The organism is Emcibacteraceae bacterium (assembly GCA_041396985.1).
In the GTDB taxonomy this organism is placed as follows: Bacteria; Pseudomonadota; Alphaproteobacteria; order Sphingomonadales; family Emcibacteraceae; genus Pseudemcibacter.
Genome location: JAWKXO010000002.1, coordinates 277,797 through 304,233 on the forward strand (window position 1 = coordinate 277,797; position 26,437 = coordinate 304,233).

24 protein-coding genes are annotated in these 26,437 nt (G+C 43.9%); 17 read left to right on the top strand and 7 right to left on the bottom strand.

Translation table 11 applies throughout. From position 1 onward, the window contains the following. Window positions 1–79: 79 nt before the first annotated feature. Complete coding sequence (locus R3D86_05890; protein ID MEZ5757731.1) at window positions 80–1,360, top strand: amidohydrolase family protein; 1,281 nt, start codon at window positions 80–82, stop codon at window positions 1,358–1,360. Window positions 1,361–1,470: 110 nt separating this feature from the next. Next, entirely contained in the window at window positions 1,471–2,787 is a 1,317-nt protein-coding gene (locus R3D86_05895) for an FAD-binding oxidoreductase (GenBank protein MEZ5757732.1), read from the top strand. Window positions 2,788–2,809: 22 nt separating this feature from the next. Here R3D86_05895 and R3D86_05900 read toward each other — a convergent pair whose 3' ends face one another. Both R3D86_05900 and R3D86_05905 read right to left on the bottom strand, forming a co-directional pair. Continuing rightward, the gene (locus R3D86_05900; GenBank protein MEZ5757733.1) at window positions 2,810–3,970 is read right to left on the bottom strand and encodes a serine hydrolase domain-containing protein; all 1,161 of its coding nucleotides are present in this window, start codon (window positions 3,968–3,970) and stop codon (window positions 2,810–2,812) included. Window positions 3,971–3,974: 4 nt separating this feature from the next. Continuing rightward, window positions 3,975–5,558 (bottom strand): amidohydrolase family protein, encoded by a 1,584-nt coding sequence (locus tag R3D86_05905; protein ID MEZ5757734.1) that lies wholly within the window; start codon window positions 5,556–5,558, stop codon window positions 3,975–3,977. Window positions 5,559–5,663: 105 nt separating this feature from the next. On the opposite strand from R3D86_05905, the gene R3D86_05910 reads away from it, so the two are divergent. Then, entirely contained in the window at window positions 5,664–7,178 is a 1,515-nt protein-coding gene (locus R3D86_05910; GenBank protein ID MEZ5757735.1) for a Na+/H+ antiporter NhaC family protein, read from the top strand. A gap of 11 nt (window positions 7,179–7,189) precedes the next feature. On the opposite strand, the gene R3D86_05915 is transcribed toward R3D86_05910, so the two are convergent. Then, window positions 7,190–8,242, bottom strand: a complete 1,053-nt coding sequence (locus R3D86_05915) for a fatty acid desaturase (GenBank protein MEZ5757736.1) — start codon at window positions 8,240–8,242, stop codon at window positions 7,190–7,192. 132 nt (window positions 8,243–8,374) lie between these two features. On the opposite strand from R3D86_05915, the gene R3D86_05920 reads away from it, so the two are divergent. Continuing rightward, window positions 8,375–9,025: a carbonic anhydrase gene (locus R3D86_05920; protein MEZ5757737.1), complete on the top strand. Its 651-nt coding sequence runs from the start codon at window positions 8,375–8,377 to the stop codon at window positions 9,023–9,025. A 37-nt stretch (window positions 9,026–9,062) separates the two neighbouring features. Further along, the gene (locus R3D86_05925; GenBank protein MEZ5757738.1) at window positions 9,063–10,622 is read left to right on the top strand and encodes a cyclic nucleotide-binding domain-containing protein; all 1,560 of its coding nucleotides are present in this window, start codon (window positions 9,063–9,065) and stop codon (window positions 10,620–10,622) included. 36 nt (window positions 10,623–10,658) lie between these two features. On the opposite strand, the gene R3D86_05930 is transcribed toward R3D86_05925, so the two are convergent. The 4 genes from R3D86_05930 to hemC are packed head-to-tail and all read right to left on the bottom strand — an operon-like array spanning window position 10,659 to window position 14,871. Continuing rightward, entirely contained in the window at window positions 10,659–11,942 is a 1,284-nt protein-coding gene (locus tag R3D86_05930) for a heme biosynthesis HemY N-terminal domain-containing protein (protein MEZ5757739.1), read from the bottom strand. Continuing rightward, a complete protein-coding gene (locus tag R3D86_05935; GenBank protein ID MEZ5757740.1) occupies window positions 11,939–13,246 on the bottom strand; it encodes a hypothetical protein in 1,308 nt (435 codons plus the stop codon). The genes R3D86_05930 and R3D86_05935 overlap by 4 nt, the downstream gene beginning before the upstream one ends. A gap of 12 nt (window positions 13,247–13,258) precedes the next feature. Then, window positions 13,259–13,969, bottom strand: coding sequence for a uroporphyrinogen-III synthase (locus R3D86_05940; GenBank protein MEZ5757741.1), 711 nt, complete (start codon window positions 13,967–13,969; stop codon window positions 13,259–13,261). Beyond that, a complete protein-coding gene (gene hemC / locus R3D86_05945; GenBank protein MEZ5757742.1) occupies window positions 13,966–14,871 on the bottom strand; it encodes a hydroxymethylbilane synthase in 906 nt (301 codons plus the stop codon). The genes R3D86_05940 and hemC overlap by 4 nt, the downstream gene beginning before the upstream one ends. A gap of 105 nt (window positions 14,872–14,976) precedes the next feature. Between hemC and tsaD the strand changes: the two genes are divergently transcribed. The 12 genes from tsaD (at window position 14,977) to rbfA (ending at window position 26,431) form a co-directional block, all read left to right on the top strand. Beyond that, on the top strand, window positions 14,977–16,074 hold the full coding sequence (gene tsaD, locus R3D86_05950; GenBank protein MEZ5757743.1) for a tRNA (adenosine(37)-N6)-threonylcarbamoyltransferase complex transferase subunit TsaD: 1,098 nt from the start codon (window positions 14,977–14,979) through the stop codon (window positions 16,072–16,074). A 33-nt stretch (window positions 16,075–16,107) separates the two neighbouring features. Next, on the top strand, window positions 16,108–17,121 hold the full coding sequence (locus tag R3D86_05955; protein MEZ5757744.1) for an NAD(P)H-dependent glycerol-3-phosphate dehydrogenase: 1,014 nt from the start codon (window positions 16,108–16,110) through the stop codon (window positions 17,119–17,121). 15 nt (window positions 17,122–17,136) lie between these two features. Continuing rightward, on the top strand, window positions 17,137–17,436 hold the full coding sequence (locus tag R3D86_05960) for a YciI family protein (GenBank protein ID MEZ5757745.1): 300 nt from the start codon (window positions 17,137–17,139) through the stop codon (window positions 17,434–17,436). Then, entirely contained in the window at window positions 17,429–17,803 is a 375-nt protein-coding gene (locus R3D86_05965; GenBank protein MEZ5757746.1) for a Rieske 2Fe-2S domain-containing protein, read from the top strand. Before R3D86_05960 ends, R3D86_05965 begins: the two co-directional genes overlap by 8 nt. After that, window positions 17,796–18,437, top strand: a complete 642-nt coding sequence (locus tag R3D86_05970; GenBank protein ID MEZ5757747.1) for an alpha/beta family hydrolase — start codon at window positions 17,796–17,798, stop codon at window positions 18,435–18,437. Before R3D86_05965 ends, R3D86_05970 begins: the two co-directional genes overlap by 8 nt. Window positions 18,438–18,549: 112 nt before the next feature. Next, window positions 18,550–19,716, top strand: coding sequence for a methionine adenosyltransferase (gene metK, locus R3D86_05975; GenBank protein MEZ5757748.1), 1,167 nt, complete (start codon window positions 18,550–18,552; stop codon window positions 19,714–19,716). 35 nt (window positions 19,717–19,751) lie between these two features. After that, window positions 19,752–20,450: a tRNA (guanosine(46)-N7)-methyltransferase TrmB gene (gene trmB / locus R3D86_05980; GenBank protein ID MEZ5757749.1), complete on the top strand. Its 699-nt coding sequence runs from the start codon at window positions 19,752–19,754 to the stop codon at window positions 20,448–20,450. Window positions 20,451–20,610: 160 nt separating this feature from the next. Next, a complete protein-coding gene (gene rimP, locus R3D86_05985; protein MEZ5757750.1) occupies window positions 20,611–21,111 on the top strand; it encodes a ribosome maturation factor RimP in 501 nt (166 codons plus the stop codon). A gap of 39 nt (window positions 21,112–21,150) precedes the next feature. Continuing rightward, entirely contained in the window at window positions 21,151–22,713 is a 1,563-nt protein-coding gene (nusA, locus tag R3D86_05990) for a transcription termination factor NusA (GenBank protein ID MEZ5757751.1), read from the top strand. Between the two features lie 11 nt (window positions 22,714–22,724). Then, window positions 22,725–23,369, top strand: a complete 645-nt coding sequence (locus tag R3D86_05995; GenBank protein ID MEZ5757752.1) for a DUF448 domain-containing protein — start codon at window positions 22,725–22,727, stop codon at window positions 23,367–23,369. 62 nt (window positions 23,370–23,431) lie between these two features. Further along, on the top strand, window positions 23,432–25,975 hold the full coding sequence (gene infB, locus R3D86_06000) for a translation initiation factor IF-2 (protein MEZ5757753.1): 2,544 nt from the start codon (window positions 23,432–23,434) through the stop codon (window positions 25,973–25,975). 51 nt (window positions 25,976–26,026) lie between these two features. Continuing rightward, the gene (gene rbfA / locus R3D86_06005; GenBank protein ID MEZ5757754.1) at window positions 26,027–26,431 is read left to right on the top strand and encodes a 30S ribosome-binding factor RbfA; all 405 of its coding nucleotides are present in this window, start codon (window positions 26,027–26,029) and stop codon (window positions 26,429–26,431) included. The last annotated feature ends 6 nt before the right edge of the window (window positions 26,432–26,437 follow it).

The window sequence follows — 26,437 nt, forward strand, 5'->3', positions numbered from 1 at the left end:
TTTACTTTGTAGTTTTGAGTTTTTTTGAAGTATGGTGATGATTGATTATAAAAGCAAGAATTCTTATGGGAGAGAATGAGTGAAAACCCTGATTATGATATTTCTGAGCCTGCTAATGGCTCAGACAACTTTTGCGCAAAATTATATTTTACTGAAAAATGCGAAAATTCTTGATGTTGCAGCAGGCAGGCTGATTGAGGGAAAAGCTGTACTTATAGAAAATAATAAAATTGCGGCAATTGATACGGAAGAAAAAATTCAGAGTTCGTACCAAATTCCTATGGAAAAGCTTAAAACCCTGGATCTTGCCGGACTTACCTTAATGCCGGGACTGATCGATGCCCACAGCCATATCCTGCTGCATCCTTATAATGAAACCAGCTGGAATGATCAGGTTCTTTGGGAAAGTCGTGCCGAAAGGGTGGCGCGCGCGGTTGGTCATATGAAAGCAACACTTGATGCCGGATTCACGTCCCTTAGGGATCTTGGGACCGAAGGGGCGGGATATGCTGACGTCGGAATTAAAAAAGCACTGGAAAAAGGGGTGATCATAGGCCCGCGTCTTATTGTTGCCGGTCGGGCCATTGTCGCAACGGGAAGCTATGGGCCGAAGGGTCTGGATCTTGAGCACACAATAACGCTCGGTGCGGAAGCCGCTGACGGACAGGATTTGATCCGCGTTGTAAGGGATCAGATTGGAAAGGGCGCAGATGTTGTCAAAATCTATGCCGACTATCGATGGGGGCCAAATGGGGTAGCCCGGCCAACTTTCAGTCTCGATGAATTTAAAATGGTTGTTGAAACGGCCGCAAGCAGCGGTCGTCGGGTTGTTGCCCATTCCGCAACGGATGAGGGGATGAGAAGAGCCATTCTGGCCGGGGTTCAATCCATTGAACATGGTGACGCGGGGACCCTTGATACATTTAAACTTATGAAAAAAAATAATGTTATTTTTTGCCCGACACTTGCCGTTACCGAAGCCAATGCCCAATATTCCGGCTGGAAAAAAGGCATTGATGAAATGCCCGTTGGCGTAAAACGCAAACATGCCGCCATGACGTCAGCCATGGAAGCGGGTGTTACCATTTGTAACGGCAGTGATGTCGGCCCCTATACGCACGGAGACAACTTACGCGAACTTAAACTGATGCATGAATATGGGTTGAGTATTTTAAAAACATTACAGGCGGCGACCATTGTTGATGCAGAACTGATGAATATGAAGGATAGTTTGGGTCAGGTAAAGTCCGGGTTTCTGGCGGATCTTATCGCTGTGGATGGTAATCCGCTTGAGGATCTGAACGCCATCAGCCGTTTAAGAATGGTGATGAAGGACGGTGTTATCTATAAAGAGCTATAGTTGTCTTTTTAACAAAATATTGATTGTAAGTAACGAAATTATACCTTATTTCCCTGAGTTCATTTAGGGTTACTAAGATCTATATGAATTGTTCAGAGAGAAGCAGATAAATGTCAGCACCATATGACCGGGCAGGGGAAAAAGGCGAATATATAGACAGTTATTATTCACGGACCCTTAATGTCAAAAAGGCATTCCCCGAACTGACCGATGAAATATCAACACCGGTTTGTATTCTTGGTGGCGGGATGGCCGGGGTGGCGACAGCACATGGGCTTGTGGACCGCGGTATCAAACCGGTGCTGATTGAAGCAAACAGGATTGCATGGGGTGCGTCTGGACGAAACGGTAGCTTTTGCAGCTCTGGATATGCACTGGATATTAAAAAACTAGTGGATAAAGTCGGGAAAAGTCATGCCAGAGAACTTTACAAGCTTACCAATAACGGCCTTACCCTTCTTAAAAAACGTATTGGTGATCGGCATGATTTAATGGGTGAAACAGAAGGTCTTCTTGAGGTTTCATGGTTTGATGAGAGGCAGGCGGTTGAGGATAGAATAGATCTTATCAAGGACGTAATGGATCTCGATTATCCATTCTGGTCCCGGGAAAAGATAAGATCCCTTTATCATTCAAAAAGATATTATGACGGGCTCATGAAGATGAGCGGCATACAGGTTCATTCCTTAAATTATACCTGCCATTCTGCGGCACAGGCCGAAGAGGGAGGCGCCCGCATTTATGAAAAATCCCCGGCAATAAAAATTACGCGTCTGGGAAGCGGCTGGAAAGTAATAACCGAGAAAGGATCAGTGGTTGCTGATCAGATTGTTCTGTGCTGCAGCGCTTATATTGGCAATTTGAACAGAAAACTATTCCGGGCAACTCTGCCGGTGGCAACATATGTATTGTTGACCGAACCTCTAGGGGACCGTCTTAATTCTGCGGTGGAAGGGTTATATGGATTAAGCGATAACCGTTTTTCATCCAATTATTACCGAAGGCTCCCCAATGGAAGTCTGTTCTGGGGAGGACGGGTTTCCATGTTTAACCCGGTGGGTGAAAAACTGAAGCAAATCATGATGAAAGATTTATTAGTGGTTTACCCGCAGCTCAAAGGAATAAAAGCAGATGTGGCCTGGGGTGGCCTTATGGGGTACCCGGTTCATAAAATGCCGCAGATCGGCCAACTTGAACCCGGTTTTTGGTATGTTCAGGGATTTGGCGGCTCGGGTATGACCTCTACAATTGCGGGTGGCGAAGTTGTCTCGGACGCCATTGCCAATGGTGATGAGCGCTATAAACTGTTTGAACCATTCGGGCTTGATTATGCGGGTAAGCCGTTTGGACCGATTGTGGCACAAACAGCTTACTGGCTATTTCAATTACAGGATGCCTATAAAGACTGGCGGCTGAATAAAAACTGAAGCCATGACGTCAAATTTTTAATTATTTATAGAGAAGATTATCGAAAATAAATTTTCTCATGGAATAAATATATTTTCGCTCACTGTCCCTTGGACGACTGTTGGTCACCATGATAACCGCTGAATTGGTTTTTGGGTTTAAATAGAAAAACGAATAATAGGCGGCCTGACTTCCGGTATGTCCAATATAATGGGCACCACTATCCTTATGATCATAAAGGAAAAATCCATGGCTTATCTGCTCAAGCCAACTTTCATTATCCTCTATCGGTGCGACCGGCTGCCACAGACTTTCCAGTGTTTTTCGTTTTAATATCCCTTCATAAAGCTGCATGTCACCGGTGCCGAGCAGAAAGTTCAGATATTTTACCATATCCTTCATTGGCGCATTAAGGCCACCATTGGCAGCGGTAATGCCGGTATCAAAATCAAGGCCCTGTTCATCAACCACCCCATCAACCACAAAATAATTGTTGGAACGATATTTCAGCAGGTGTCTGGGGGTTATATCAAAATAACTGCTGCGCATTTCTAGCGGCATCAGGATATTTTTATTGATATATATTTCTATATCTTCGCCGGTGATCTGTTCAATCACTTTACCAATAAATATAAGGGCAGGGTTTGAATATTGAAATTTTGACCCCGGTTTAAAATTAATTTTCATATAGGGCAGCATGGCAACAATCTGTTCCCAGTCGGTTGGCTCAAACGGCATCCATTTCTCGCCACCGGCCCAGGGCCAGGACCCGTCCCTGAAGCCGGAAGTATGACTGACCAGCATATCCAGGGTAATATCATCCATCGATCCGTATGGATTATGAACTTTTTTAAGCTCAGGCAGATATTTGGTAATCGGGTCAGAAAGCTTAACCTTACCTTCTTCCACCAATTGCATCAGGGCAATATCCGTGAATGTCTTGGTGATGGAGGCCCAGTGAAAGATGGTATTTTCGTCAACGGCTCTCTTGGTTGCCAGATCGGCATAGCCAAGATTTAGCGCGCCATAAGTTTTACCGTCCCGTACATAATATAAGCTGCCACCTATGGTTTGAGAGCTTACAAAGTCCTTTTTCATGATGTCACTGACATTGGACCATGCCTCAGACACTGATTTATTATCAGCGGCTGAAGCATTTAATGAGAAACTGACGGCAATAGTGACAAGAAGCTTTTTTATCATCGCACTAGTCACCTTTTGTTTTCAGCAGCACGCGACCGAAAGTTGGCTTATCTGCTTTAACTGATGGATCCGTAACCTTGCCATTGACAATAATATAATCAAACCCGGTTGGTTCGGCATAAATATCGGTCCAGGTGGTGTTGGCCCTTAAATTATCAAGATCCATAACAAGAATGTCAGCGCCATAGCCCTCTTTTAAAAGTCCTCTTGTCTGGATATCAAAAATATTGGCAGTCTGACCGGTCATTTTATTGACAGCTAGCTCAATCGGCATCATTTTATCGCGCACCACATATTCCTCAATCACTTTCGGGAAAGAGCCGAATGAACGCGGATGGCGCATGGTTGGGCTGCCATCGGTCGAAATGGATACATCAGGGGCTGTGATAAAGGCATCCTGGGTTTCTTTGCTCATAATGAAGTGGGCGGTGGCGGGTCCGTTATGGCCAAAATCTATAATCTGATCTTCCGGTGATTTTCCGGTAATGGCACAAATTTCTTCAAGTGTTTTACCGGCATACTCACCATTTGAAATCAGAATGGCACCCGGACCGTTACGGCGTTTGATTTTTGCCCTTAAAAATTCTCTGAATTCTTCACGGCGGTTTATTGCGGCATCATTAAATTCGCTTTCCCGCTTTGCCCATTCCGGATAAAGGTAGCTCATATCGCCAAAGCTGGCGAGATAAGGATAGACATCAGCAGTCACATGAATGCCGGCGGCCCGTGCATCACGGATTTGTTTTAAGACAGCATCGCCCTGTTCGCGGGTTTTGCCGTAAACAACTTTAATATGTGTGGCATTGACGCGGGCATATCTGCCCTGCGCAAGAAGCTCGTCAATTGAGGCGGCGACAAGATCGTCATCTTCACTGCGCATATGACTTGAAATTAAGCCGTCATGTGCGCCGACCGCTTTTGCCAATCCCGCCATTTCTTCGGTGTCAGCATATCGTCCTGGTACATATTCAAGTCCGGTGCTCATGCCGTAAGCGCCTTCTGCCATGCCGTCTATCAGCAGTTGTTCCATTTTTTGCTGCTCTTCCGGCGTCACTTTATCTTTCTCACCACCACCGGAAAGTGTTCTAATGGACCCATGTCCAATAAGTGTTGCGATATTAGGGGCGGTGCCATGAGCGTCAACCTCGCTGATCCACTGGCTTATGGACATACCGTTGCTGCCACCGGGATTGCTGCCGTCCTGTCCAAGGATAACAGTGGTAATACCCTGACGTAGGAAACTGCGAAGATAATCATTGTCTTCACTCAGCGGGTTTCCGTGTGAATGGGCGTCTATAAAACCAGGCGAGACAACTTTTCCTGCGGCATTAATTGTATCAACGGCCTTTACTTTTGAAGCATCAACCGTACCGACATAAGCAATTTTATCACCTTTTACCAACAGATCCCCTGCATAGGACGGCTCGCCGGAGCCGTCAACAATTGAGCCGCCGCTAATATATAAATCGTACGTTAAATTATAATCCGGTCCTGAAGCCTGATTATTTTCGGTGTTCTGCTCACTTTGTGAACAGGCCGCAATGATAAGCAGCCCGAAAAGAGCGGCCAGTCTGGTTAATCTGATCATGAAAAATACTCCCGTGTCGAATTGTAATGCATTTATTGCATAACTTTATTGTTTCCTAAAAATTCTATTGCGTTACTATAAGCAAAAAAACGCAGGAGGGAAGGGTTGGAAGGGACTGAATACGGATTTATTTCCATTATTCCGATAATTTTAACACTTGGCATAGCCGTTAGGACACAAAATGTCATCATCGGCCTGTTTTGCGGTGTATTTTCGGGCGTTGTTATCATTTACGGGTTTAACCCGATCATGACAATCAGTCTGATGGTATCGGATTATTTTGTGCCGCAAATGATTTCACCGGCGCAGGCGGGCATTCTGGTTTTGATGTGCTTTATCGGTGGCCTTGTCTCGCTGATGGAAAAATCTGGCGGAGCCGTAGCCTTTGCGACCAAAATGACTCATATTATCACCAGTCGGTTTAAAGCACAGATTGCCGCCTGGCTGACCGGGATTATGATTTTTTTCTCTGATCTTGGAACGCCACTGATTGTTGGGCCAATTTTCCGGCCCATCACGGACAAACTGAAAATTTCAAGGGTAAAGCTGGCGTGGATCGTTGATACAACAGCATCTCCGGTGGCGGTTCTTGTGCCATTTATCGGCTGGGGGGTATATTCAATGGGGCTAATTGAAACCCAGTTTCTCGAAATCGGACGGACGGAATCAAGTTATGATGCATTTGTTGCCGCCATTCCGTTTCAGTTTTATTCAATATTTGCCATTACAATGGTACCGCTTGTTGCTTTTTCCGGATATGAATTTGGGCCAATGGCTCGTGCAGAACAAAAAGCACAGGAAAGTGTGGTTCTGGAAGATGATAGTGGTTTGGAAATATCGGACAATATGAACCATCCAAATGCCAAGGCTATTTTTGTCTGGCTACCGTTGTTTGTTATGCTGGGGGTTTTATTTTTCCTACTTGCTCCGCTTGGATTTCCGCTAAATCCTGTGCCGTCGCTTGCTTTCAGGGGGGCTCTTTCCAGTGCTTATTTTTTCGCATCTGTTACTTTAATCGCACTGCTCATGATCTATGGCGTCAATAGCTTTAAAGAAAGCATGGTGATTTATTTCAGTGGAATTAACAGAATGACCAGCGTGCTTATCATTCTGGTTCTGGCATGGTCATTGAGTTCAGTCGGTAAGAATCTGGGGACGGCACAATTTATTATCTCGCTTGCTCAGGGTAATTTTGCGCCATTTTTGGTGCCTGTTATTGCTTTTTTATTTGGAGCTGCCATGTCGTTTGCCACCGGTTCATCCTGGGGAACATTTGCCATTATGATGCCGCTCATCATTGCCGTTGCCGATGCGCTTGGTGCGCCAATGCATGTTTCAATCGGGGCGGTGCTTTCCGGCGGTATGTTTGGTGATCATTGCTCCCCCATTTCTGACACGACCATTTTATCAGCGTCCGGGGCCGGGTGCAGCCAGTTCGATCATGTTAGAACGCAACTGCCATACGAGCTTTTTAACGGCTCAGTCTGTGTCATCTGTTTCATTACAGCCGGGTTCACCGAAAATAATCTGGTCTTTATTCCTGGACTAATACTGCTTGCTGTCGGGCTTTATTTCCTTAACAAAGTAGCCGGCGTAAAAATCCATAATACGTCACATTAATATTAGTGTGATTATATTTTCTTTCCTTGCTGGCTTATCTTGGAATCCTGCCAGAGAGTTTTAAGCGCATGCCACAGCGATCTTCTGGTCGAACAGAGATAAAGTTTGTTATCAGAGAGCTTCTCAACCAGAAGATAATGTGCTTCTCCAAGCGCGTGATAGGGCATTTGTGGGAAAAGATGATGGGTCGCATGAAAGCGCAGTCCCACCGGCGCCCATAAAGGTGAAAGAAGTCCGCCAGTGACATCAACGCTGTCCAGAAACTGGTCAGCCACGGTCATTTTTACGTCACCCGGGTTGCGATAGGCATGGGCCCCCAGTGTCCGAAGGCTGTTCATTGTAAAAATAACCAGCGTAACCAGATACCATACAATGGCAAATTTTAAGGGAAGAACACCCAGATATATCAGGATTACGGCTGTCCATGCATAAAGGCAGGCGCCAATTTCCTGAAACCGCCAGTATTTTCCGTCAAGCCGTGTTGGCAGCGGACGGCGGTAACTTAAATCAATGGTAAGTGAAGAAGCCCGCTCCCATGCATATTTGCCCAGTGATGGAATAATCCATGAAAGTGGGGTCAGGATCAGAAAGCGTATCAGAAATAAAAGCGGCAATATCAAGGAAAGAAAAACATAAGCAATGATTTTCCAGCTTTCTTCAGCACCGAAAGGTAAATATTCACCATCTTCAGTCGTGCCATATGTATCTCGCCGATGGTGATCATTATGAACGCCATAATATGTGAAGGACGGAATGAGCAGAGGAAGTCCCGCTACCAAATTCCAGAAGAATATAAAGCTGCGGAAGGTGCCCTTTTTCATATGAACAATTTCATGAATAAAAATAGCAACCCGGTACAAAGAAAACGATGATACGATGAAGGCTACTATGTTCATGACTGTAAATGCGGGTGTAACAACCACCAGATAGAACCCGCCCCAGCCAAGCACCAGATTAAGAAGCAAATCCGCCCAATAGATATAAGGATTACGGACCATTAAATGAGCGACCAGTTCGCGGGCTTCCTTAAGGGGGAAGTCTTCACTATTTTCTGGTGCCGGCATTTAATTCTCCAATTCAGTTTTTTATGTCTGCTTATATACCATATTCTCTAGGTTTGTTTTTGACACAAATCAATATTCAATTATAACAATATGGTTTAATGTAAACGAATTAAAAGGGTAAAAGAAAAAAATATGGAAGCATATGACAGGTTAATTTCTGGATACCGGGAATTTAAAGCCAACTATCTAGGTGAAGAAAACAGAGAATGGCTAAAGGTCGCAGGGGTAAGACAGGACCCAAAAGTCATGATGATTGCCTGCAGTGACAGCAGGGTTCATCCGGCGATCCTGACAAGAAGCGAACTGGGTGAACTTTTCATGGTTCGTAACGTTGCCAATGTTGTCCCGCCATTTGAAGGCGATGGCGATGACAGCACGTATCACGGCACCAGTGCGGCAATTGAGTTTGCTGTAAATCATCTTAAAGTTAAACATATTATCGTCATGGGACACAGTGGATGTGGTGGTATTGGCGCCCTGATGGATAAGGCAATTTCAGACAGCACTGAAGGATATAGCTTCATCCGCCCTTGGATGAAAATTGTAAAAAATGCCAGTGAATTTACGGAACAGGAAGAAAAGACTTTGAGCAAAGAGGAAAAGGTCTCCTGCTGTGAAAAGAAGGCTATATTAATATCACTTAAAAATCTGGCAGAATTTCCATGGGTCAAAGATGCGGTCGGAAAAGGAAACCTGCATCTGCATGGCTGGTATTTCAATATTAAAAGCGGAAGTTTAAGTGAGTTTAATAAAGTTGCAGAGAAATTTGAGGAAATCAAATAGTTAAAAGCTACGGCATTTGCCGCAAAAAGGTACTTAAATGAAACAAATATTGTTGCCATTATGTCGACTATTGCTCGAAATGCAGAAAGAACGCAGTTTCGTCGTTTTTTATTTATGCAGCAGCTTGAAAGACAACGATAGAGATATCAGGCAACAATTTATCGAAAGTAATCATATTACCGATGAATTGGCAGCAAAAATCCAAAATTTGAGTGAAAAGGGAAAATTGAATAATCGTACGCAGCAAAAACTTTCTTCAATAATGCCGGAAGTGAAAAACCTGACTTCCAGGAGAGATCTTGTTTTAACAAAAAAAATAAGTGTTTCAGATAACTTATCAAATTATGGTCATAAAATAATTGAGCCTATAATCGACCTTATTATTGAAGTTGCGCTAAATGATCCACAAAATGATTCCGATCGTGTGAGTGCATTCTCCAGTTTTATTAATTTTAGCGAAAAAATGTGTCGTGGATTTGATCATGGTGTAATGGGTCTGTCTTCCAAAAAGGTTGGCAAAGCAGATATAAATGAGAAATACGAAGAATTGTTAACTCAGCAGAAAGCGTATAGAGAAAATTTTGTTGCTTTAGCAAGAGAAGATCAGAAACTTATTTTTGATCAATATATGACCGTTAATTTTGAGGGTAATTTTGATGACATTTCTGCAGGAAATTGGTTTGAAATATCTTTAAAAAATACTGATCGGATGGGAAAGCTGTCATTACAGCTGATTGAAACTCTGGAAGGTAAAGATAAATCCCTGCATAGAGCATCATTAACGGCTAATGATAAAGAAGACACCAGACAGTCGGCAGGCCTGAATGGCTTTACAAAGAAGCAGCAGGAGTTCATCAATACATTACCCTTGTTTAAAGGGCTTTCTGAAAAAATTAAAGCCGACATTTTCAGAAACGCATCTCTAGGTATTTATAAAAAAGGAAAGCTTCTCTTCCTTGAAGGGGATGTGTCTGACAAACTTTATATAATTCTCGAAGGCTGGGTAAAACTTTATAAAGGAAACTCAAGCGGCGAGGAAACCATCGTTCAAATGCTGACCAGTGGTGATATGGTTGCGGAAAGTGCTGTGTTTTTAAATGCGCCTTTCCCGGTCAACGCTCAGGTGGCCAAAGAAGCGCGTATCCTGATGCTTTCTGCTGTAAACATACGCGATATTATTAATTCAAATAATGATTTTGCAGTCAATGTTTTAACGGCAATGTCGGTTCATTCGCAGATGTTGATGCAGGGACTTGAAAGTATTCGGTTAAAATCAGCCACGGAGCGCGTTGGATGGTTTCTTTTAAAACTGCTCCTTGAGCAGGGTCGCGTGCCGGATATGGTTGAACTGCCCTATGACAAATCCCTGATTGCTTCCTATCTTGATATGAAACCTGAAACATTTTCCAGAACCTTGAAGAAATTTAAGCAAAAAGGGTTTGAAATTAGAAAAGATGCTGTAATCCTGCCACAGGTGAAAGCCCTTTGTGGTTTTTGCGATTCCAGTTTATCATCGGTCTGTTCTCGACATGGAACACCGGAATGTCCTAATCCTGACTGTATTTCCAGCAAGGATGAAATTATTTTCTATGACTGAGACGATATATTCTGGCCACTTCTTCTGCCAGAAAAACTAATTTCGTTGCCATTTGATAGTATCAAATTCATTGCAAGATGGACAAACCGGCAGATAATGGGCTGTTTTCTTCTGGCAGGACGTGCAGCTCCAATGATTATCCTGATTGGCACGGTCTGATTTTTCTTTCCAGACATCAGCAGCTTTTTGGTCATTTTTTTGTTTTTGTTCCAGCTGCGCCATAAGCATAAAGGTTTTCTGGCTCGCTTTACTTGAATTTATCACTTTCTCAAGAGCCTTTCGGGCATCCGGCCATTGTTTTGCAGATATAGCGACTTGCGCCAATAAATGCTGGCTTTCAACAAATTCTGGGGCACCGTCCGTCAATTTTTTTACTCTGCGAAATGCTTCATTGCTTGACTCCGCCGGGTAAAGATCAGCGATCAATTCTGCTATTTCCCAGGTCGGCGCAACTTTCCAGATGGTATTGAGGACTTTCTCCGCGGATCTTTTATCGTCTCGTTCTATAAATGATCTGGCTGCCGATGTGGCTGCCGGGGAAAATGCGGGATCATATTTTAAGGATGCTTTTAATAAATTGATACTTTCCACTTTGTTTCCGGCTGCCTTTTCTTCAAGTGACAGGCAGTAATCAATGACGGCCTGATAATGTTTTTGCTCTTCCTGATTAAAAACATTTTTTTGTTCTATCGCTGAATTGAGGGCAACTTTAGCGGATTGCCAGTTTCCCAGTCGGGCTGTCACCAGAAAATTTAGCTTTAGAAGATTTTTATTTTTAGGATAATGTGTCAGTAAATCCTTGATCAGGGGTCCTAATTTGTCCCACGCTTTTTGTTCGATCAGGCTGTCAAGTTCCTGTTTCTCAACCCAGGCAACGCTGGACGGAATCTTTCTGAGCGCTTCTAGATAGGGGTTTTCACCGCTATTTAATTTTATCGTCGTACTGGCAAGCAGCCTTAAGACGCCCCCTGTTTCGCCAAGTTTTGATTTCGCACGAAGCCCCAATTTTAAGGCTTCTTTATAATCCTCAAGGGCAAAAGCTGACCAGGCCTGATCAAGATCATTGTCTCCTTTTTTTCTTTTTGCGTGCAGTCTTCTGGGGTCAGTAAAATAGGCGACAATGTTAAGTTTCTTAATGAACCAGACAAGAAACCAAAAGAAAATTGTATATAAAACCAGTAAAAAAACCATAACAGCGACGGAAAAACGAATTTCCCATCCTTGCCAGGTAATAAGTACTTGACCCGGACTTGCTGAAATCCAGGCAGCTGCCAAAGCGATGATCACGGCAAGAATGCTATAAAATGTTAGCCGGATCATAGGATGCTCCCGGAATTAGCAGACGGATTTGACACGGATTCATTTTTCAGATAGGCGTCTTCCGCTTTTGTCGCCAGCATATCTACGGCCTCAACAGCGGCAATCCAGTTTTGGGCATCCTGCTTCCAGAGCTCGAGAATGATCTGGCTTTCGGAAGGCAATTTGTCCACTGCTTCCAGTGCTTTTCTAACGCTGGAACCGGCCAGCCAGTTTTCGGCTTCGTTAATCGTCACATCCAATCCTTTTTCATCATAGGATGTGCCGTCTGTTTTCCTTACTGTGATCAGGTTTTTAATGCGACCAAGGGTATTTTGCCACCATGATGCCTGTTCATCGATCCCGCCAGTGTTTAAAATTTCAGGAATTAGATTATTAAATGACAGTCTTAACTGTTCAGGCGTTTTAATGCCTTCAGGGGCATTTTTTACCAGAATATCAAAAGACTGTTTAAATGACGAATCTGACATCAGATTGTTTTTGGCGGCAAGTTCGCGAAGTGCATCAAGTTCTGTGACAAAAGCTTCCCCGGTAATAATCCGGCGTTTTAAGTCGGCAATTTTCAGATTAAGCAATAAACCGGAATTATCTTTGGCGGCAATCTGTTCAACTGCCAGAAGGCGTTTCTCAAGATCGGTAATTTTCTCTTCCATGCTTTTATTTTGCTGTAATAGTGACTGACGTTCTTTTTCGGCGCGGGCCGCATCAACCATATTCTGACTTAAAGGCACAAATGACGCTTCAAGTTGGCTCATCCTACTTAATAACATATCAATCCGTGCTGATTGCGACGTATCCTGTACCGGAACAGCCATATTTTCTGATAGTGTCGGCAGAGAATTAATTTTTTGCTCTAGTGTGGATATTCTCGCCTCCAGATCGGCGGTCAGCCCTTCTGTTGATACGACATCAGATTTCGGAAGTTGGCTTAAATTGGTCTCAAGTTCATTGGCTCTTGTTTTAAGAGCTTCAATTTCGATCTGTTGTTCATTCAGACGCTGCTGAATTAAAGAGAGATCACCATTTCCATTTTCTCCAACCCAGCGGGCAATAAACGGCAGTCTTTGTTTTAAGGCGGGCATATAATAAATGCTCGTTATAGCGCCAAATATAAAAATAAGAACCACCCCAAGAATGCGTAATGACCAATTCGTCTGTTTTGACTTGGTTTTGGCAGGATCAGGTTTGGCCGCGGTGGGCTTACTTACAGTCGAAGTAGTTTTAAATCCTGCCTCTTTTTTTTGATCATTTTTAGGATCATTTAAAGTATCAGGTTTGTCCGGGGCGACTTTTTTTTCGTCTGACATTTGCACATTTCCTTAAAGGTCTATTTTTATAAGCTTGAACAAATCACTCTGAGTTGGCTTTTTGGCAGTCATAATTTCCTTCCAGCTTAAAGACTCCAGCTCTTTTCTTATAGCCGGGCTTAGGCATAGAGCAGTAATTGATGCAAGTGTATTACCCAGACCGGCGTTGCGGATCAGTCTTTTAAATATAATGGCGCTTCTTGCCGAATAAAAGGGGATAAAATCTATGGAACCAGAATTAAGCAGATTTTTGCTATTATCGCTCAGGTCTGATGCCGCATCCATTCTGTATACTTCCAGGGAAGTTACCTGAAACCCCTTATTTATAAGAGTCTCAGACAACTTTCCTGTTCTGTGAACGCCGCAAAGATATAATAAAGGACCGTTTTCAGGATCCAGATTATTAATTATCAGGTCAGATAATGTTTTTTCGTCCCCATCTGCGCTTATAACATTTGATTGACCAGTCATTTTGACAAGATTTGCTGTCTTATTGCCTACAGTATATATGGGAAAGTTTTTTTCTATATTGATATAGTCGATTGTCTTTACAGCATTTCCACTGGTTAAAATAATGGCCTGATACTTGAAAAAGTTGTCCGGTTCGACAGGAAGATATTTAACAGTCATCAAAGGATCAATATAAACAGTGATATTTTGTCTGCGAAGTTGCTCAGCAAGCTCATTACTTTCATTAATTGGTCTTGTCAGCAACAGGTTCATTTAAGCCGCAGTCCCAATGTCTCACCAAGTTTTTCCGGATCATTCTTATCACCGCTGATCTTGTCACTGCGATCCGTTCTGCCATCTTCTGAAAGAACACGACCCTTAAGGGTCATGATCTCACCGTCAATGGTGGCGAGCCCGGCAATGGGTGTACGACATGATCCGTCCAATATATATAGCATAGCGCGTTCTGCTCTGACACAAAGTTCGGTTTCTTTATGATTAAGCGGTTTAAGCAGCTCTCTCATTTTGTCATTTTGGCTGGCAATTTCAATGGCGATGGCCCCTTGAGCAACGGCAGGCAGAATAACCGATGGGTCGATGGCATTAACGCGTGAATCGTTTATGCCAAGACGGTTTAATCCTGCCATAGCAAGAAATGTCGCATCAGCGACATTCTGATCCAGCTTTTCAAGCCTTGTCTGGACATTGCCCCTGAAATTGATAATTTTAAGATCAGGCCTTAAAACCAAGGCTTGCGCTTTACGCCTTAAGGATGAAGTCCCGACCACAGCGCCAGGCGCAAGTTCCATTAAAGAATGTGCTTTTGACGAAATAAAGGCATCTCTCACATCTTCCCGCTCAAGATAACAGACAAGTTCAAGGCCTTCAGGCAATATGGTTGGCATATCCTTTAGAGAATGAACAGCAACATCAATTTCACCTTTATATAAAGCCTGTTCAATTTCTTCAGTGAATAAACCTTTGCCGCCAATTTCACTTAAATTGCGGTCCTGAACACGGTCACCGCGGGTGGACATTACAATAATTTCGATATCGGTATCATTCAGTTGATTATGTGCGTTAATCAGAAGCGATTTTACTTCATGCGCCTGTGCAAGTGCCAGTTGACTGCCGCGGGTCCCTATTTTGAGTGTTTTTTTAACTGTTTCTTGCACTGTCAACGTCCGGATGTTAGAGCCTGTATTATTCACTTCGCTATGTGGTATAAGGTTTAATGGAAATTATCAAGCGTTGCCAGTAAAGATAGTAAAAAAGGTAAGATGACAAAGCCAAATAAAAAAGATCAGATACTCATCATTGGCATAGAAAGCAGTTGCGATGAAACGGCTGTTTCCATCGTCTCTTCAAATAAAGAAATATTGTCAAATATAGTTCTGACGCAGCTTGAAGAACATAAGCCTTACGGCGGTGTCGTGCCTGAAATAGCGGCCCGATCCCATATTGATCATCTTAACCGATTGATCAGGGAGGCCCTCCGTGAAGCCGATATCGGCTTCGAGGATCTTTCGGCCATTGCAGTAACAGCAGGACCAGGCCTTATCGGCGGGGTGATGGTAGGTTTAATGACCGCAAAGGCAATTGCCTATGCGCGCGGGCTTCCCTTGATCAGCGTCAACCATCTTGAAGGGCATGCATTATCTGTTCGTTTGACCGAGGAAGTTGTCTTTCCTTATTTATTGCTTCTGATCTCAGGGGGACACTGTCAGATTCTTATTGTTAAAGATGTTGGCAGCTACCAGCGCCTTGGCACAACTATTGATGATGCGGCTGGGGAAGCTTTTGATAAAACAGCAAAAATTCTGGGTCTTGGATATCCGGGCGGCCCGGCCATTGAAAAAGCAGCAAAGCAAGGAAATCCGAAAAGATTTAAATTTCCACGACCATTAAAAGGTAAGCCGGGAAGTAATTTTTCATTCTCCGGGCTAAAAACCGCAGTGCTTAGAGCGAAAGACAACTTATGTGCCGAGAAAAATGGCATTTTGCAAAAGCAGGATATTTATGACCTTGCCGCCAGTTTTCAGGCAGCGCTGTCTGATTCAATTATCGACCGACTTGATCAAGCTATGGATAATTATCTTGAATATTTTCCAACAGGTGATCATATACTAGTCGTTGCCGGTGGCGTTGCAGCCAATAGCACGATTAAAGATAGACTGAAAAATCTTTGTGATCGACGTGGGTTCGAGCTAAAAGCACCACCAATGCATTTATGTACGGATAATGGGGCGATGATAGCCTGGGCAGGGGTTGAGAAATACAAAAGAAAGGAATTTTCCGATTTAAATGCGGGTGCGGTGGCGAGATGGCCACTTGACCCTGATGCGCCGGCCGCAATAGGGGCTGGCATTAAAGCTTGAATAGTAAGGTTTGAGAATTAAATGGAAGACCAATTGTCAGATGATAAAAATATAAAACCCCCAAGTATAGGGGTTGTCGGAGCCGGTGCCTGGGGGACGGCTTTGGCACAACTTTCAGCAAAGGCGGGGTGTAGCGTCACACTTTGGGCGCGGGAAGATGACGTCGTGACGTCAATTAATCAGCATCATGAAAATAAAACCTTTTTAAAGGGGATCAAACTTTCTGAAAAACTGAAGGCCACCTCAAATATGGCTGATATAGCCGGTCATGATTATATTTTTATGGTGGTACCTGCCCAGTTTTTAAGATCCGTACTTGGCGATCTTAAACACCATATTCAGGAAAGTGCGACAATTGTGCTTTGCGCAAAAGGGATTGAGCAATCATCAGGAAAGCTTATGTCGGAAGTTGTTTCTGAAATACTGCCAAAATCTCCACTTGTTGTTTTATCTGGGCCAACTTTTGCCCGGGAAGTTGCCGAAGGGTTGCCGTCTGCGGTGACGATAGCGTCAAAATACCAACGGGTGACAAAAAGACTATCCGATGCCATTGGTCAGCCAACTTTTCGGCCTTATGCCTCGCGCGATGTAGTGGGCGCCGAAATTGGCGGCGCTCTTAAAAATGTGTTTGCCATTGCCTGTGGTATAACCACAGGTCGGAAAATGGGAGATAATGCCAGGGCGGCCTTAATAACCAGAAGCCTTTCGGAAATGGTAAAATTCGGAGAACGATACGGTGCTGAAAGATCAACAATGATGGGGCTTTGCGGTCTTGGTGATTTAATTCTTACCTGCTCATCGCCGCAATCAAGGAATATGTCTCTGGGCATTGCGATCGGAGAAGGGAAATCCATAGACGAGTTTCTCTCAGTAAGAAATACAGTTGCCGAAGGGTATCATACGTCTTCTGTTCTGGCGAGAATATGCCGGGAAGAAAAGCTTGATTTACCGATTGTCATGGCCGTTAATGATATTCTGCATGAAGGCAAGGATGTCGATACGGTCATAATGGATTTGCTCAACAGGCCATTTGTTTCAGAATATTAAAATAAAGGAAAACCAATGCACTACATAATAACTGCCTTTGATAAGGAAAACAGCCTGGATCTGCGTATGAAGGTACGCCCTGATCATCTTGCCTATGCCAAAGAACAGGGACTTACAGTTCTTGGCGGCCCGCTTCTTACAGAAGGCGATGAACCAAAACCCTGCGGCAGCATGATTATCGTTGACGTTGACAGCCGTGAACAGGCAGAGGACTTTGCCAAAAACGATCCTTACAACAAAGCGGGCCTTTTTGATAAGGTAACGGTCCGTCGCTGGATGGGGGCTATTGGCCCATGGCTGCCGGCTGGTGACTAACTCTATAAAATTAAGTGCTCTTGATATAGGGCTTAATGCCGGGGATATTTTATGTCCGATCAGTGATATTGAAGAGGGGGGTGCGAAAGAATTTTCCTTTCGCAGCGGCAACGATATTCAAGATATATTTGTGCATAGAATAGAGGATAATATATATGCCTATGTAAATGTCTGTCCCCATGCGGGTACGCCTCTTAATATGGAAGAAGGAAAGTTTACTGAAAAAAGCGGAAAATATTTCATGTGTCATACCCATGGGGCTCTTTTCCAAATCTCGGATGGACTATGTGTTGCGGGGCCATGCAATGGTGATAAGCTTCAAGCTATTGATATAATTGTTAGAAATGGAAATATCATAGTTGTCTAAGATAAAAAATCATCCGGTTATCTGGACAGGACCTGACAATGCGGAAAATTTATTAATTCTTGCTCATGGAGCGGGTGCCCCGATGGATACGGATTTTATGAATTATTTTGCTGAAACGCTTGTCCAAAACAATATAAAAATTCTGCGATTTGAATTTCCCTATATGGCCATCCGTCGCGATGGTGGGGGAAAACGGCCCCCAAACCCGCTAAATACGCTCTTGACGTCATGGCATCAAATCATTGAGGAAAGTCAAAAAAATCATAAAGGTCCAATCTTCATTGGTGGAAAATCAATGGGTGGACGGATCGCTTCAATGGTTGCAGATGAGTGCGGAGTACAGGGGCTCATTCTTCTTGGTTATCCATTTTACGCGCCGGGAAAATTGGATAAGCCACGCATCGACCATTTGATGAGCCTTAAAACACCCACCCTTATTTTACAGGGGGAAAGGGACCCAATGGGGTCAAAAGATATAGTCAGCCAATATAAACTTTCCGATAAAATTAAAATAGTATGGCTAACGGATGGAAACCATGATTTAAAACCGAGATTAAAATCAGGACGTTCCCATCATGATAATTTAGAGCAGTCAGCAATTGAAATTGCAGATTTTATTGAAGCTCTAAAATAAAAGGTTGATTTTAGGTTTTTTGCACGATATCACTGTCAATTAACATTATATAAAGATTTCTTTATATACTATTGACATCATGTTTATTAATTTCTCTTTCAGGAGCAGAAAATTGAGTCGAGAAAACTATTTATTTACCAGTGAATCCGTTTCAGAAGGACATCCGGATAAAGTATCTGATCAAATTTCAGACGCAATTGTTGATAAATTTTTGGCAGCTGAGCCTGAATCACGTGTTGCCGTTGAAACACTGACGACCACAAACCGAGTAGTTCTGGCTGGTGAAGTTCGCGGTCCGGAATCCATAACGAATGAAGTTATGGAGCAAACAGCCCGTGATGTTGTAAAAGCGATTGGTTATGAGCAGGAAGGGTTTCACTGGAAAAATATGCAGGTTGAAGTGCTTGTGCATGGTCAGTCATCGGATATTGCAATGGGTGTTGATGCTGCCGGCAACAAAGATGAAGGTGCTGGCGACCAGGGAATAATGTTTGGTTATGCCACCAATGAAACAGAATCTTTAATGCCCGCAACACTTGAATTCTCCCATAATATTCTAAAATCCATGGCTGATGAGCGCCATAGCAGTAGTGCGCCGGAACTTGGCCCGGATTCTAAAAGTCAGGTGACCTTAAGGTACGAAGGCGGAAAACCGGTGGCCGCTACATCTGTTGTGGTTTCAACTCAGCATAATGCAAGTGTTAGTCAGCAACGTGTCAGGGAGATCGTTCTGCCACACATTCAGAAAATTTTACCTGATGGCTGGATGCCGCCGGAAGAAGAGCTTTACATCAATCCGACCGGCCAGTTCATTATTGGTGGCCCTGACGGTGATGCGGGTCTTACCGGCCGTAAAATCATTGTGGATACCTACGGCGGGGCCGCACAGCATGGCGGCGGTGCATTTTCAGGAAAAGATCCGACCAAAGTGGACCGTTCTGCTGCTTATGTTACCCGTTATCTTGCAAAAAATGTTGTTGCAGCCGGGCTGGCTGACAGATGTACAATCCAGCTGGCTTATGCTATTGGAATTTCAAAACCCCTTTCGCTATATGTTGATTTTCATCAGACCGGTCACGTGGACCCGGCAAAACTTGAAAGAGTGCTAACCGAAGTGATGGATTTAAGTCCCAGAGGAATTCGCCAGCATCTAGGCCTTAACAAGCCTATCTATAGACGGACAGCAGCCTATGGCCATTTTGGCAGAAATCCGGAAGCGGATGGTGGTTTTTCATGGGAAAAAACAGATTTGGTTGACGCTTTAAAGGCTGAATTCTAATAATTATTGCAATGCAATGATTGTGTGAAAGCTGTATGAAAGATCTGGAAACTATTCAGGGCAGTCGCATTTATGGGCGACGTCAGGCAAAGCCATTAAAAGAAAACAGTGCCGCCAGACTTAATGAATATCTGCCTAAATATTCAATTAAGTCTTTTGAAAATGGTAAAGTTGAACTTTCAAAACTGTTTGATCATAATCCGGCCGAATATTGGCTGGAAATTGGGTTTGGCAAGGGTGAGCATTTAGTAGAACAGGCTAAGGCAAATCCGAATATTGGATTTATTGGCTGTGAGCCCTTTATTAATGGGGTTTCCGGTCTTATTGATCATATGGTCCGTGATAATGTGACCAATATCAGGATTTTTAAGGATGATGCACGGCTGTTAATGGATGCACTGCCGGATCAGTCTATTTCCCGTGCCTTTATTTTGTTCCCCGATCCTTGGCCTAAAAAAAGACATCATAAGCGCCGTGTCGTTAATCCTGGAAACTTGGCAGTATTGTCCCGAATTCTTAAAATGAATGCTGAACTCCGAATTGGCACCGATCATCATGATTATTGTCGGTGGATCCTTGCCCGTTTATTGGAAAATGAGGATTTTGACTGGAAATCGGATCATCCCGATAACTGGCATGTCAGACCCGATGACTGGCCGCCAACCCGTTATGAGCAGAAGGCCCTCAAAGCTGGCCGGAAAAGTGCTTATATGACATTTATCAAAAAAGCATAAAAGCGGCATATGATCAGTACTGAATAAAGAGCTTGAAGTTCCTCAAAATTACTCTATATATATAGATATCCGAATCACTTGAAATTTTAAAAATTTAGGTGCGGGCAAGTGTTTCACTGGCCTGCTTTTTTGTTTGTACCTGATAAATTCTGGAATATTGATGTCAACGATCCTGACGGATAAAATTGCTGATCTAATTGAGCCCGCTATTGAAAGCCTGGGCTATGAGCTGGTGCGCGTGCAGATGTTCAGCTCACCAAAAGGCGGACCGTCAACTTTGCAGATCATGGCTGAAGCAGAAGATGGTACCATGACAGTCGAGGGCTGTGCCAAAATCAGCAGGGAAATTTCAGTTCTTCTTGATGTGGAAGACCCGATCGATAGTGAATATGTTTTAGAGGTAAGTTCACCTGGTCTTGACCGGCCGTTGACCCGCATGAAGGATTTTATCAATTATGCAGGACATGAAACAAAAATAGAAATGAAAAAATCCGTCGATGGACGCAAAAGATACCGTGGTAAATTACTGGGGACGGAAGACAACTTAATTTTAATGAATGTTGAGGGTGAAGTTTATAAACTTGATTTTGATGACATTCAAAAAGCAAAACTGGTACTGACGGATGAATTGATGAAGCTTGCCACTTCGAAGCCATCTTAATTCCGATCATATTATGAAAATATACTGGAGCATAAAAGTATGACAGCAGTAAGCGCAAACAGATTAGAGCTTTTACAAATTTCTGATGCCGTGGCACGTGAAAAAAGCATCGATAAGGAAATTGTTCTGGCCGCAATGGAAGAAGCTATTCAGAAAGCCGCACGTTCACGTTATGGTATGGAGAACGAGATTAAGGCACACATTGATCGCAAGACGGGCGATATTAAATTATACCGTGTTCTTGAAGTGGTGGAAAATGTTGAAAATCATTCAACAGAAATCAATGTTGCAGACGCCAGTCATTATAAAGAGAATGCCGCTATTGGTGACATTCTTGCTGATGAGCTTCCAGCAATTGATTTTGGCCGTGTTGCGGCGCAAACAGCCAAACAGGTAATTGTTCAGAAAGTCAGGGAAGCGGAACGTGCCCGTCAATTTGCTGAATATAAAGATAAAATCGGCGATATGATCAATGGTGTCGTAAAGCGGGTTGAATATGGAAATGTGATTGTTGATTTGGGATCTGCAGAAGCGATTATTCGCCGTGATCAGCTGATCCCGAGAGAGCATATCCGAAATGGTGAACGTGTTCGTGCCATCATTCTTGATGTTCGTGAAGAGCAACGGGGCCCGCAGATTTTTCTATCCCGTACGCATCCAGATTTCATGGCAAAACTTTTTGCTGGCGAAGTCCCGGAAATTTATGATGGTGTAATTGCGATCGTCGGGGTTAGCCGTGACCCGGGTAGCCGCGCCAAAATTGCTGTGACCAGCAATGACCCCAGTATCGATCCGGTTGGGGCCTGTGTAGGTATGCGTGGTAGCCGTGTTCAGGCGGTTGTCGAGGAGCTGCAGGGTGAAAAGATTGATATTATTCAATGGTCACCGGATCCAGCAACATATATCATTCGTGCTCTTGCACCAGCCAATGTAACAAAAGTGGTTATTGATGAAGATGCCGGCAGGATGGATGTTGTTGTCGGCGAAGATCAGCTTAGTCTTGCCATCGGCCGTCGTGGTCAGAATGTGCGCCTTGCCTCCCAGTTAACCGGGTGGCAGGTTGATATTATGACGGAAGCGGACGAGTCCGAACGCCGTCAGGCTGAATATAAAGAGCGCAGTGAATTATTTATGAATGCTCTTGATGTTGATGAAACACTTGCCCTTCTTCTTGTAGGAGAAGGGTTCCGAAATCTTGAAGAAGTGGCCTACGTAGCACCTGATGAATTTGCAGGAATTGAAGGGTTTGATATGGCTCTGGTGGAAGAGCTGCAATCTCGGGCAAGAGAAGCCTTAAGTGTCATCGCGATTGAAGCCGAAGATAAACGTAAAGAGCTGGGCGTTGATGATGATCTTGCCTCCATTGAGGGACTTACACCGCCAATGCTGGTTACTCTCGGTGAAGCGGGCATTAAAACTCTGGATGATCTGGGGGATCTTGCCGGGGATGAACTGACCAGCCCTGAAGATGGTATTCTTCGTGATTATGATCTTAACCTTGATCAGGCCAATGAAATTGTCATGGCGGCGCGGGCGCACTGGTTTGAGGATGAGGACGGTGACGAAGCGACGGATGAAGCTGATCCGGAAACCGCGGAATAGGAAAATGAACTTTGACCAAATCACCAAGAACAAGGAAATGTTTGGTCACAGCGGAATATCATCCGTCTTATGATCTCATCCGGTTTGTTTGTGGCCCTGATGGTCAGATCATACCGGATGTGGCGGCAAAACTGCCGGGAAGAGGATGCTGGGTTCTGGCGAAAAGACAGGTTCTGGAAGACGCAATAAAAAGAAAATTATTTTTGCGGTTTGGTTATCAAGCGCTCGGCAGTAAGAAAAAAAATGATGTTGAAGAGCTTGAAGAGGATATAAAAGAAGACAAAAAAACATCCATTACGGTCAGAAATGATTTAGTGGATCAGGTTGAAGGGCTCCTTCATAAACGTTGTTTGGATTATCTGGGACTAGCCAATCGGGCCGGAAATGTCTTAACAGGGTTTGAAAAGGTTAGAGCAGCACTGAAATCATTTAAAACGGATGTTTTGTTTGTAGCCAGTGATTGTGCCGATAACGGTCGCAATAAAATAACTCAGGGGCTTGATAAATTACAGGTATTCGATATGTTTGCCCGTAATGAATTAAGTCAGGCTGTCGGGATGGACAATGCAGTACATCTGGCGATACTGCCGGGTGGAATAAGAACCAGTTTGTTGCGGGAATTGTCCCGTTACGAGAACTGTAGAAAAAGGTTATAAAATAAAGCCATTATTTATTTTTTGTGTTAAAAGGATAAATTGGTTTTCAAGGCGAAAAAAGAATGAGTGACGATAAAAATAAAAATACACCTTTATCCACAACTGGACGCAAGACGCTCCAGATGAAACCTGCCGGCACAGTTGGGTCAGGAAGTGGTACAAATGGTGTTGTGGTTCAACGTAAGAAAAAGCTAATAATGCCTGGTCAGAAACCAGTTGCTGATAAGCAAACGCTTAAGCCAAAATCAATAATCAGTACGCCGTTCAATGCTGCAAAAAAAGCTGAAAAACAACCCGCTCCTGTTGATGACAAATCTATGGGCGGCCTTTCTGATAGTGAAAGGGAAATGCGTGCAAAAGTTCTTGAAAAAGCACAAAAAGACAGTGAAGAAAGAGCGAAGCGTGCTGCAGAGGAAGCAAAAAGGAAAGCTGTAGAAGAGGCAGCAAAAGCAGAGCGTCTGGCGAAAGAGGCGGAAGAAATCAAAGCAAAGCCAAAAAAAGAAGCGCCGCCTAAAAAAGATGTGGATGAAGAAAAACGCCAGGTCGATCTTGAAATTAAAAGAAAGCGCGAGGAAGAGGCGGCAAGAATAGCAGAGGCGGAAGCTGCGGCCGTAAGGGTGGAAACCGGGCATTCTTCAAAATCCAAGGAAATAAACAAACTGGAAAAAGATAGCCTTACAAAGCATTTGGAGGTTAAGAAGAGCCGGTTTGACGATACGCGTCGCCGTAGTGGCAGACTGACAGTTGCACAGGCACTTTCCGGAAATACGGAGCGCCAGAGAAGTCTTGCGTCACTTAAACGAAAAAGAGCAAAAGAAAAAAGACAAAGTGGGCTTGTTGAGCCGGCCAAGAAAATTTACCGGGAAGTTATTGTGCCTGACAGCATTACCGTTGCAGAACTGGCAAACAGGATGACAGAAAAAACCAATGATGTTATCCGATCTCTGATGAAAATGGGTGTAATGTCAGGGGCCAGCGATGAAGTCGATCATGATGTCGCCGAGCTGATTGTTGAGGAATTTGGACATAAGCTGAAACGTATCAGCGCTTCTGATGTCGAGCTTGACCTGACAGGCCCAGAAGATACGGAAGCCGATCTTGTGTCCAGGCCACCTGTGGTTACGGTCATGGGGCATGTTGATCACGGAAAAACATCAATTCTTGATGCTTTTAGAAAAACAAGTGTCACAGCAGATGAAGCGGGTGGAATTACCCAGCATATCGGAGCCTATCAGATTAAACTGGCAAGCGGTGATAAAATCACGTTCCTTGATACACCTGGTCATGCCGCATTTACGGCCATGCGTGCCCGTGGTGCTCAGGTCACGGATATAGTAGTCCTTGTTGTCGCGGCGGATGATGGCATTATGCCACAAACCATCGAAGCAATAAGCCATGCGAAATCAGCCGAAGTTCCGATTGTCGTCGCAATCAACAAAATGGATGTTCCGGGTGCAAACCCAACAAAAATACGTCAGGACCTGCTACAGCATGAAGTCTTTGTTGAAAGCATGGGTGGGGAAGTTCTTGATATTGAGGTTTCTGCGAAAACCGGAGAAGGTCTGGATAAGCTGGAAGAGGCTATTCTTTTGCAGGCTGAGCTCAGTGATCTTAAAGCAAATCCCAACAGGACGGCGGGTGGTGTCGTTGTGGAAGCAAAACTGGATAAGGGCCGTGGGCCTGTTGCAACAGTAATCGTACAGCGCGGTACATTAAAAGTCGGTGATGTGATTGTTGCCGGTACAGCATGGGGCCGTGCCAGGGCTCTTGTTGATGATCGAGGCTCGCAAATTAAAGAAGCGGGCCCGTCTACCCCTGTAGAAGTGCTCGGACTTGATAGTGCTCCCGGTGCAGGAGATGAATTTGTCGTTGTTGATGACGAAGCAAAAGCAAGAAGTGTTATCAGCTTCCGTCTAAACCAGATCAAAGACGATAAAAACAAAGCACCAGCCGCCAGCCTTGAGACTATGTTCGATAAGCTTAAGGAAGCTGAAATCTCAACAGTTCCAATATTGCTTAAAGCTGATGTGCAGGGCTCAGTGGGGGCCATTGTTTCATCGCTAGAACAATTAAATACTGACGAAGTTAAATGTAAAATAGTTCATAGCGGTGTCGGCGGCATTAGCGAAACCGATGTTGGTTTGGCTGTGGCAACTGGGGCACCGATCATTGGCTTTAATGTTAGAGCAAGCCGTAATGCGGCTGACCTGGCCAACAAAGAAGGCGTGGAAATTCGTTATTATTCAATCATCTATGATCTGATTGATGATATTAAAGCGGTAATGTCCGGACTTCTGGCCCCTGAAATTAGGGAAACAATTATTGGAACAGCAGAAATTCTTGAAATTTTCAATGCAGGAAAAGGCAAAGCTGCAGGATGTCTGGTAACCAGTGGTGTTGTCAGACAGGGGGCAAAAGCCAGACTGCTCCGCGATGATACAGTCGTTTATGAAGGCGATCTTGGTTCACTGCGTCGCTTTAAGGATTCCGTTAAGGAAGTTGAGAGTGGTGTTGAATGTGGAATGAATTTCGCCAATTATAATGACATGAAAAAAGGTGATATCATCGAATGCTATGAAGTCGAGGAAATTGAGCGTAATCTTTAATCAGAATGAATGCGCGAAATTATTTTCTGTTGCAATAGCAAGGATTAAATTATGTCCAAGTCAAGATTTGTGAATGATGCCCGCCCGAGCCACAGAGTATTAAGGGTAGGCGAAAATATTCGTCATGCCCTTTCAGAACTTCTTTCACGGGGCGAAATTCGTGATGAGGCGCTTAGCGATAAATCCATTACGGTTACAGAAGTCAGGTGTAGTCCGGACTTAAGAAATGCGACCATTTTTGTCATGCCTCTCGGCGGAAAAGATATTCAGGAAGTGGTTGATGGACTTAACCGCAACAGTAAATTTATTCGCGGACAGCTTGCCAGAATGGTCAGAATGAAATTTTTTCCCAACCTGAAATTTACCTCTGATTACAGTTTTGGTGAAGCAGATCATATAGAAGCACTTTTAAACAGTGCGCATGTTGCCCAGGACCTTAAAAAGGATAAGCAATAATTCGCA

What these genes read in the sequence shown, in the direction of transcription:
- R3D86_05895 (MEZ5757732.1), top strand. Translation starts at nt 1,471, where the DNA reads ATGTCAGCACCATATGACCGGGCAGGGGAAAAAGGCGAATATATAGAC.
- R3D86_05925 (MEZ5757738.1), top strand. Translation starts at nt 9,063, where the DNA reads ATGAAACAAATATTGTTGCCATTATGTCGACTATTGCTCGAAATGCAG.
- nusA (MEZ5757751.1), top strand. Translation starts at nt 21,151, where the DNA reads ATGACAGCAGTAAGCGCAAACAGATTAGAGCTTTTACAAATTTCTGAT.
- R3D86_05935 (MEZ5757740.1), bottom strand. Translation starts at nt 13,246, where the DNA reads ATGTCAGACGAAAAAAAAGTCGCCCCGGACAAACCTGATACTTTAAAT.
- R3D86_05930 (MEZ5757739.1), bottom strand. Translation starts at nt 11,942, where the DNA reads ATGATCCGGCTAACATTTTATAGCATTCTTGCCGTGATCATCGCTTTG.
- infB (MEZ5757753.1), top strand. Translation starts at nt 23,432, where the DNA reads ATGAGTGACGATAAAAATAAAAATACACCTTTATCCACAACTGGACGC.
- R3D86_05900 (MEZ5757733.1), bottom strand. Translation starts at nt 3,970, where the DNA reads ATGATAAAAAAGCTTCTTGTCACTATTGCCGTCAGTTTCTCATTAAAT.
- tsaD (MEZ5757743.1), top strand. Translation starts at nt 14,977, where the DNA reads ATGACAAAGCCAAATAAAAAAGATCAGATACTCATCATTGGCATAGAA.
- R3D86_05940 (MEZ5757741.1), bottom strand. Translation starts at nt 13,969, where the DNA reads ATGAACCTGTTGCTGACAAGACCAATTAATGAAAGTAATGAGCTTGCT.
- R3D86_05920 (MEZ5757737.1), top strand. Translation starts at nt 8,375, where the DNA reads ATGGAAGCATATGACAGGTTAATTTCTGGATACCGGGAATTTAAAGCC.
- rimP (MEZ5757750.1), top strand. Translation starts at nt 20,611, where the DNA reads ATGTCAACGATCCTGACGGATAAAATTGCTGATCTAATTGAGCCCGCT.
- R3D86_05960 (MEZ5757745.1), top strand. Translation starts at nt 17,137, where the DNA reads ATGCACTACATAATAACTGCCTTTGATAAGGAAAACAGCCTGGATCTG.
- R3D86_05905 (MEZ5757734.1), bottom strand. Translation starts at nt 5,558, where the DNA reads ATGATCAGATTAACCAGACTGGCCGCTCTTTTCGGGCTGCTTATCATT.
- trmB (MEZ5757749.1), top strand. Translation starts at nt 19,752, where the DNA reads ATGAAAGATCTGGAAACTATTCAGGGCAGTCGCATTTATGGGCGACGT.
- R3D86_05915 (MEZ5757736.1), bottom strand. Translation starts at nt 8,242, where the DNA reads ATGCCGGCACCAGAAAATAGTGAAGACTTCCCCCTTAAGGAAGCCCGC.
- rbfA (MEZ5757754.1), top strand. Translation starts at nt 26,027, where the DNA reads ATGTCCAAGTCAAGATTTGTGAATGATGCCCGCCCGAGCCACAGAGTA.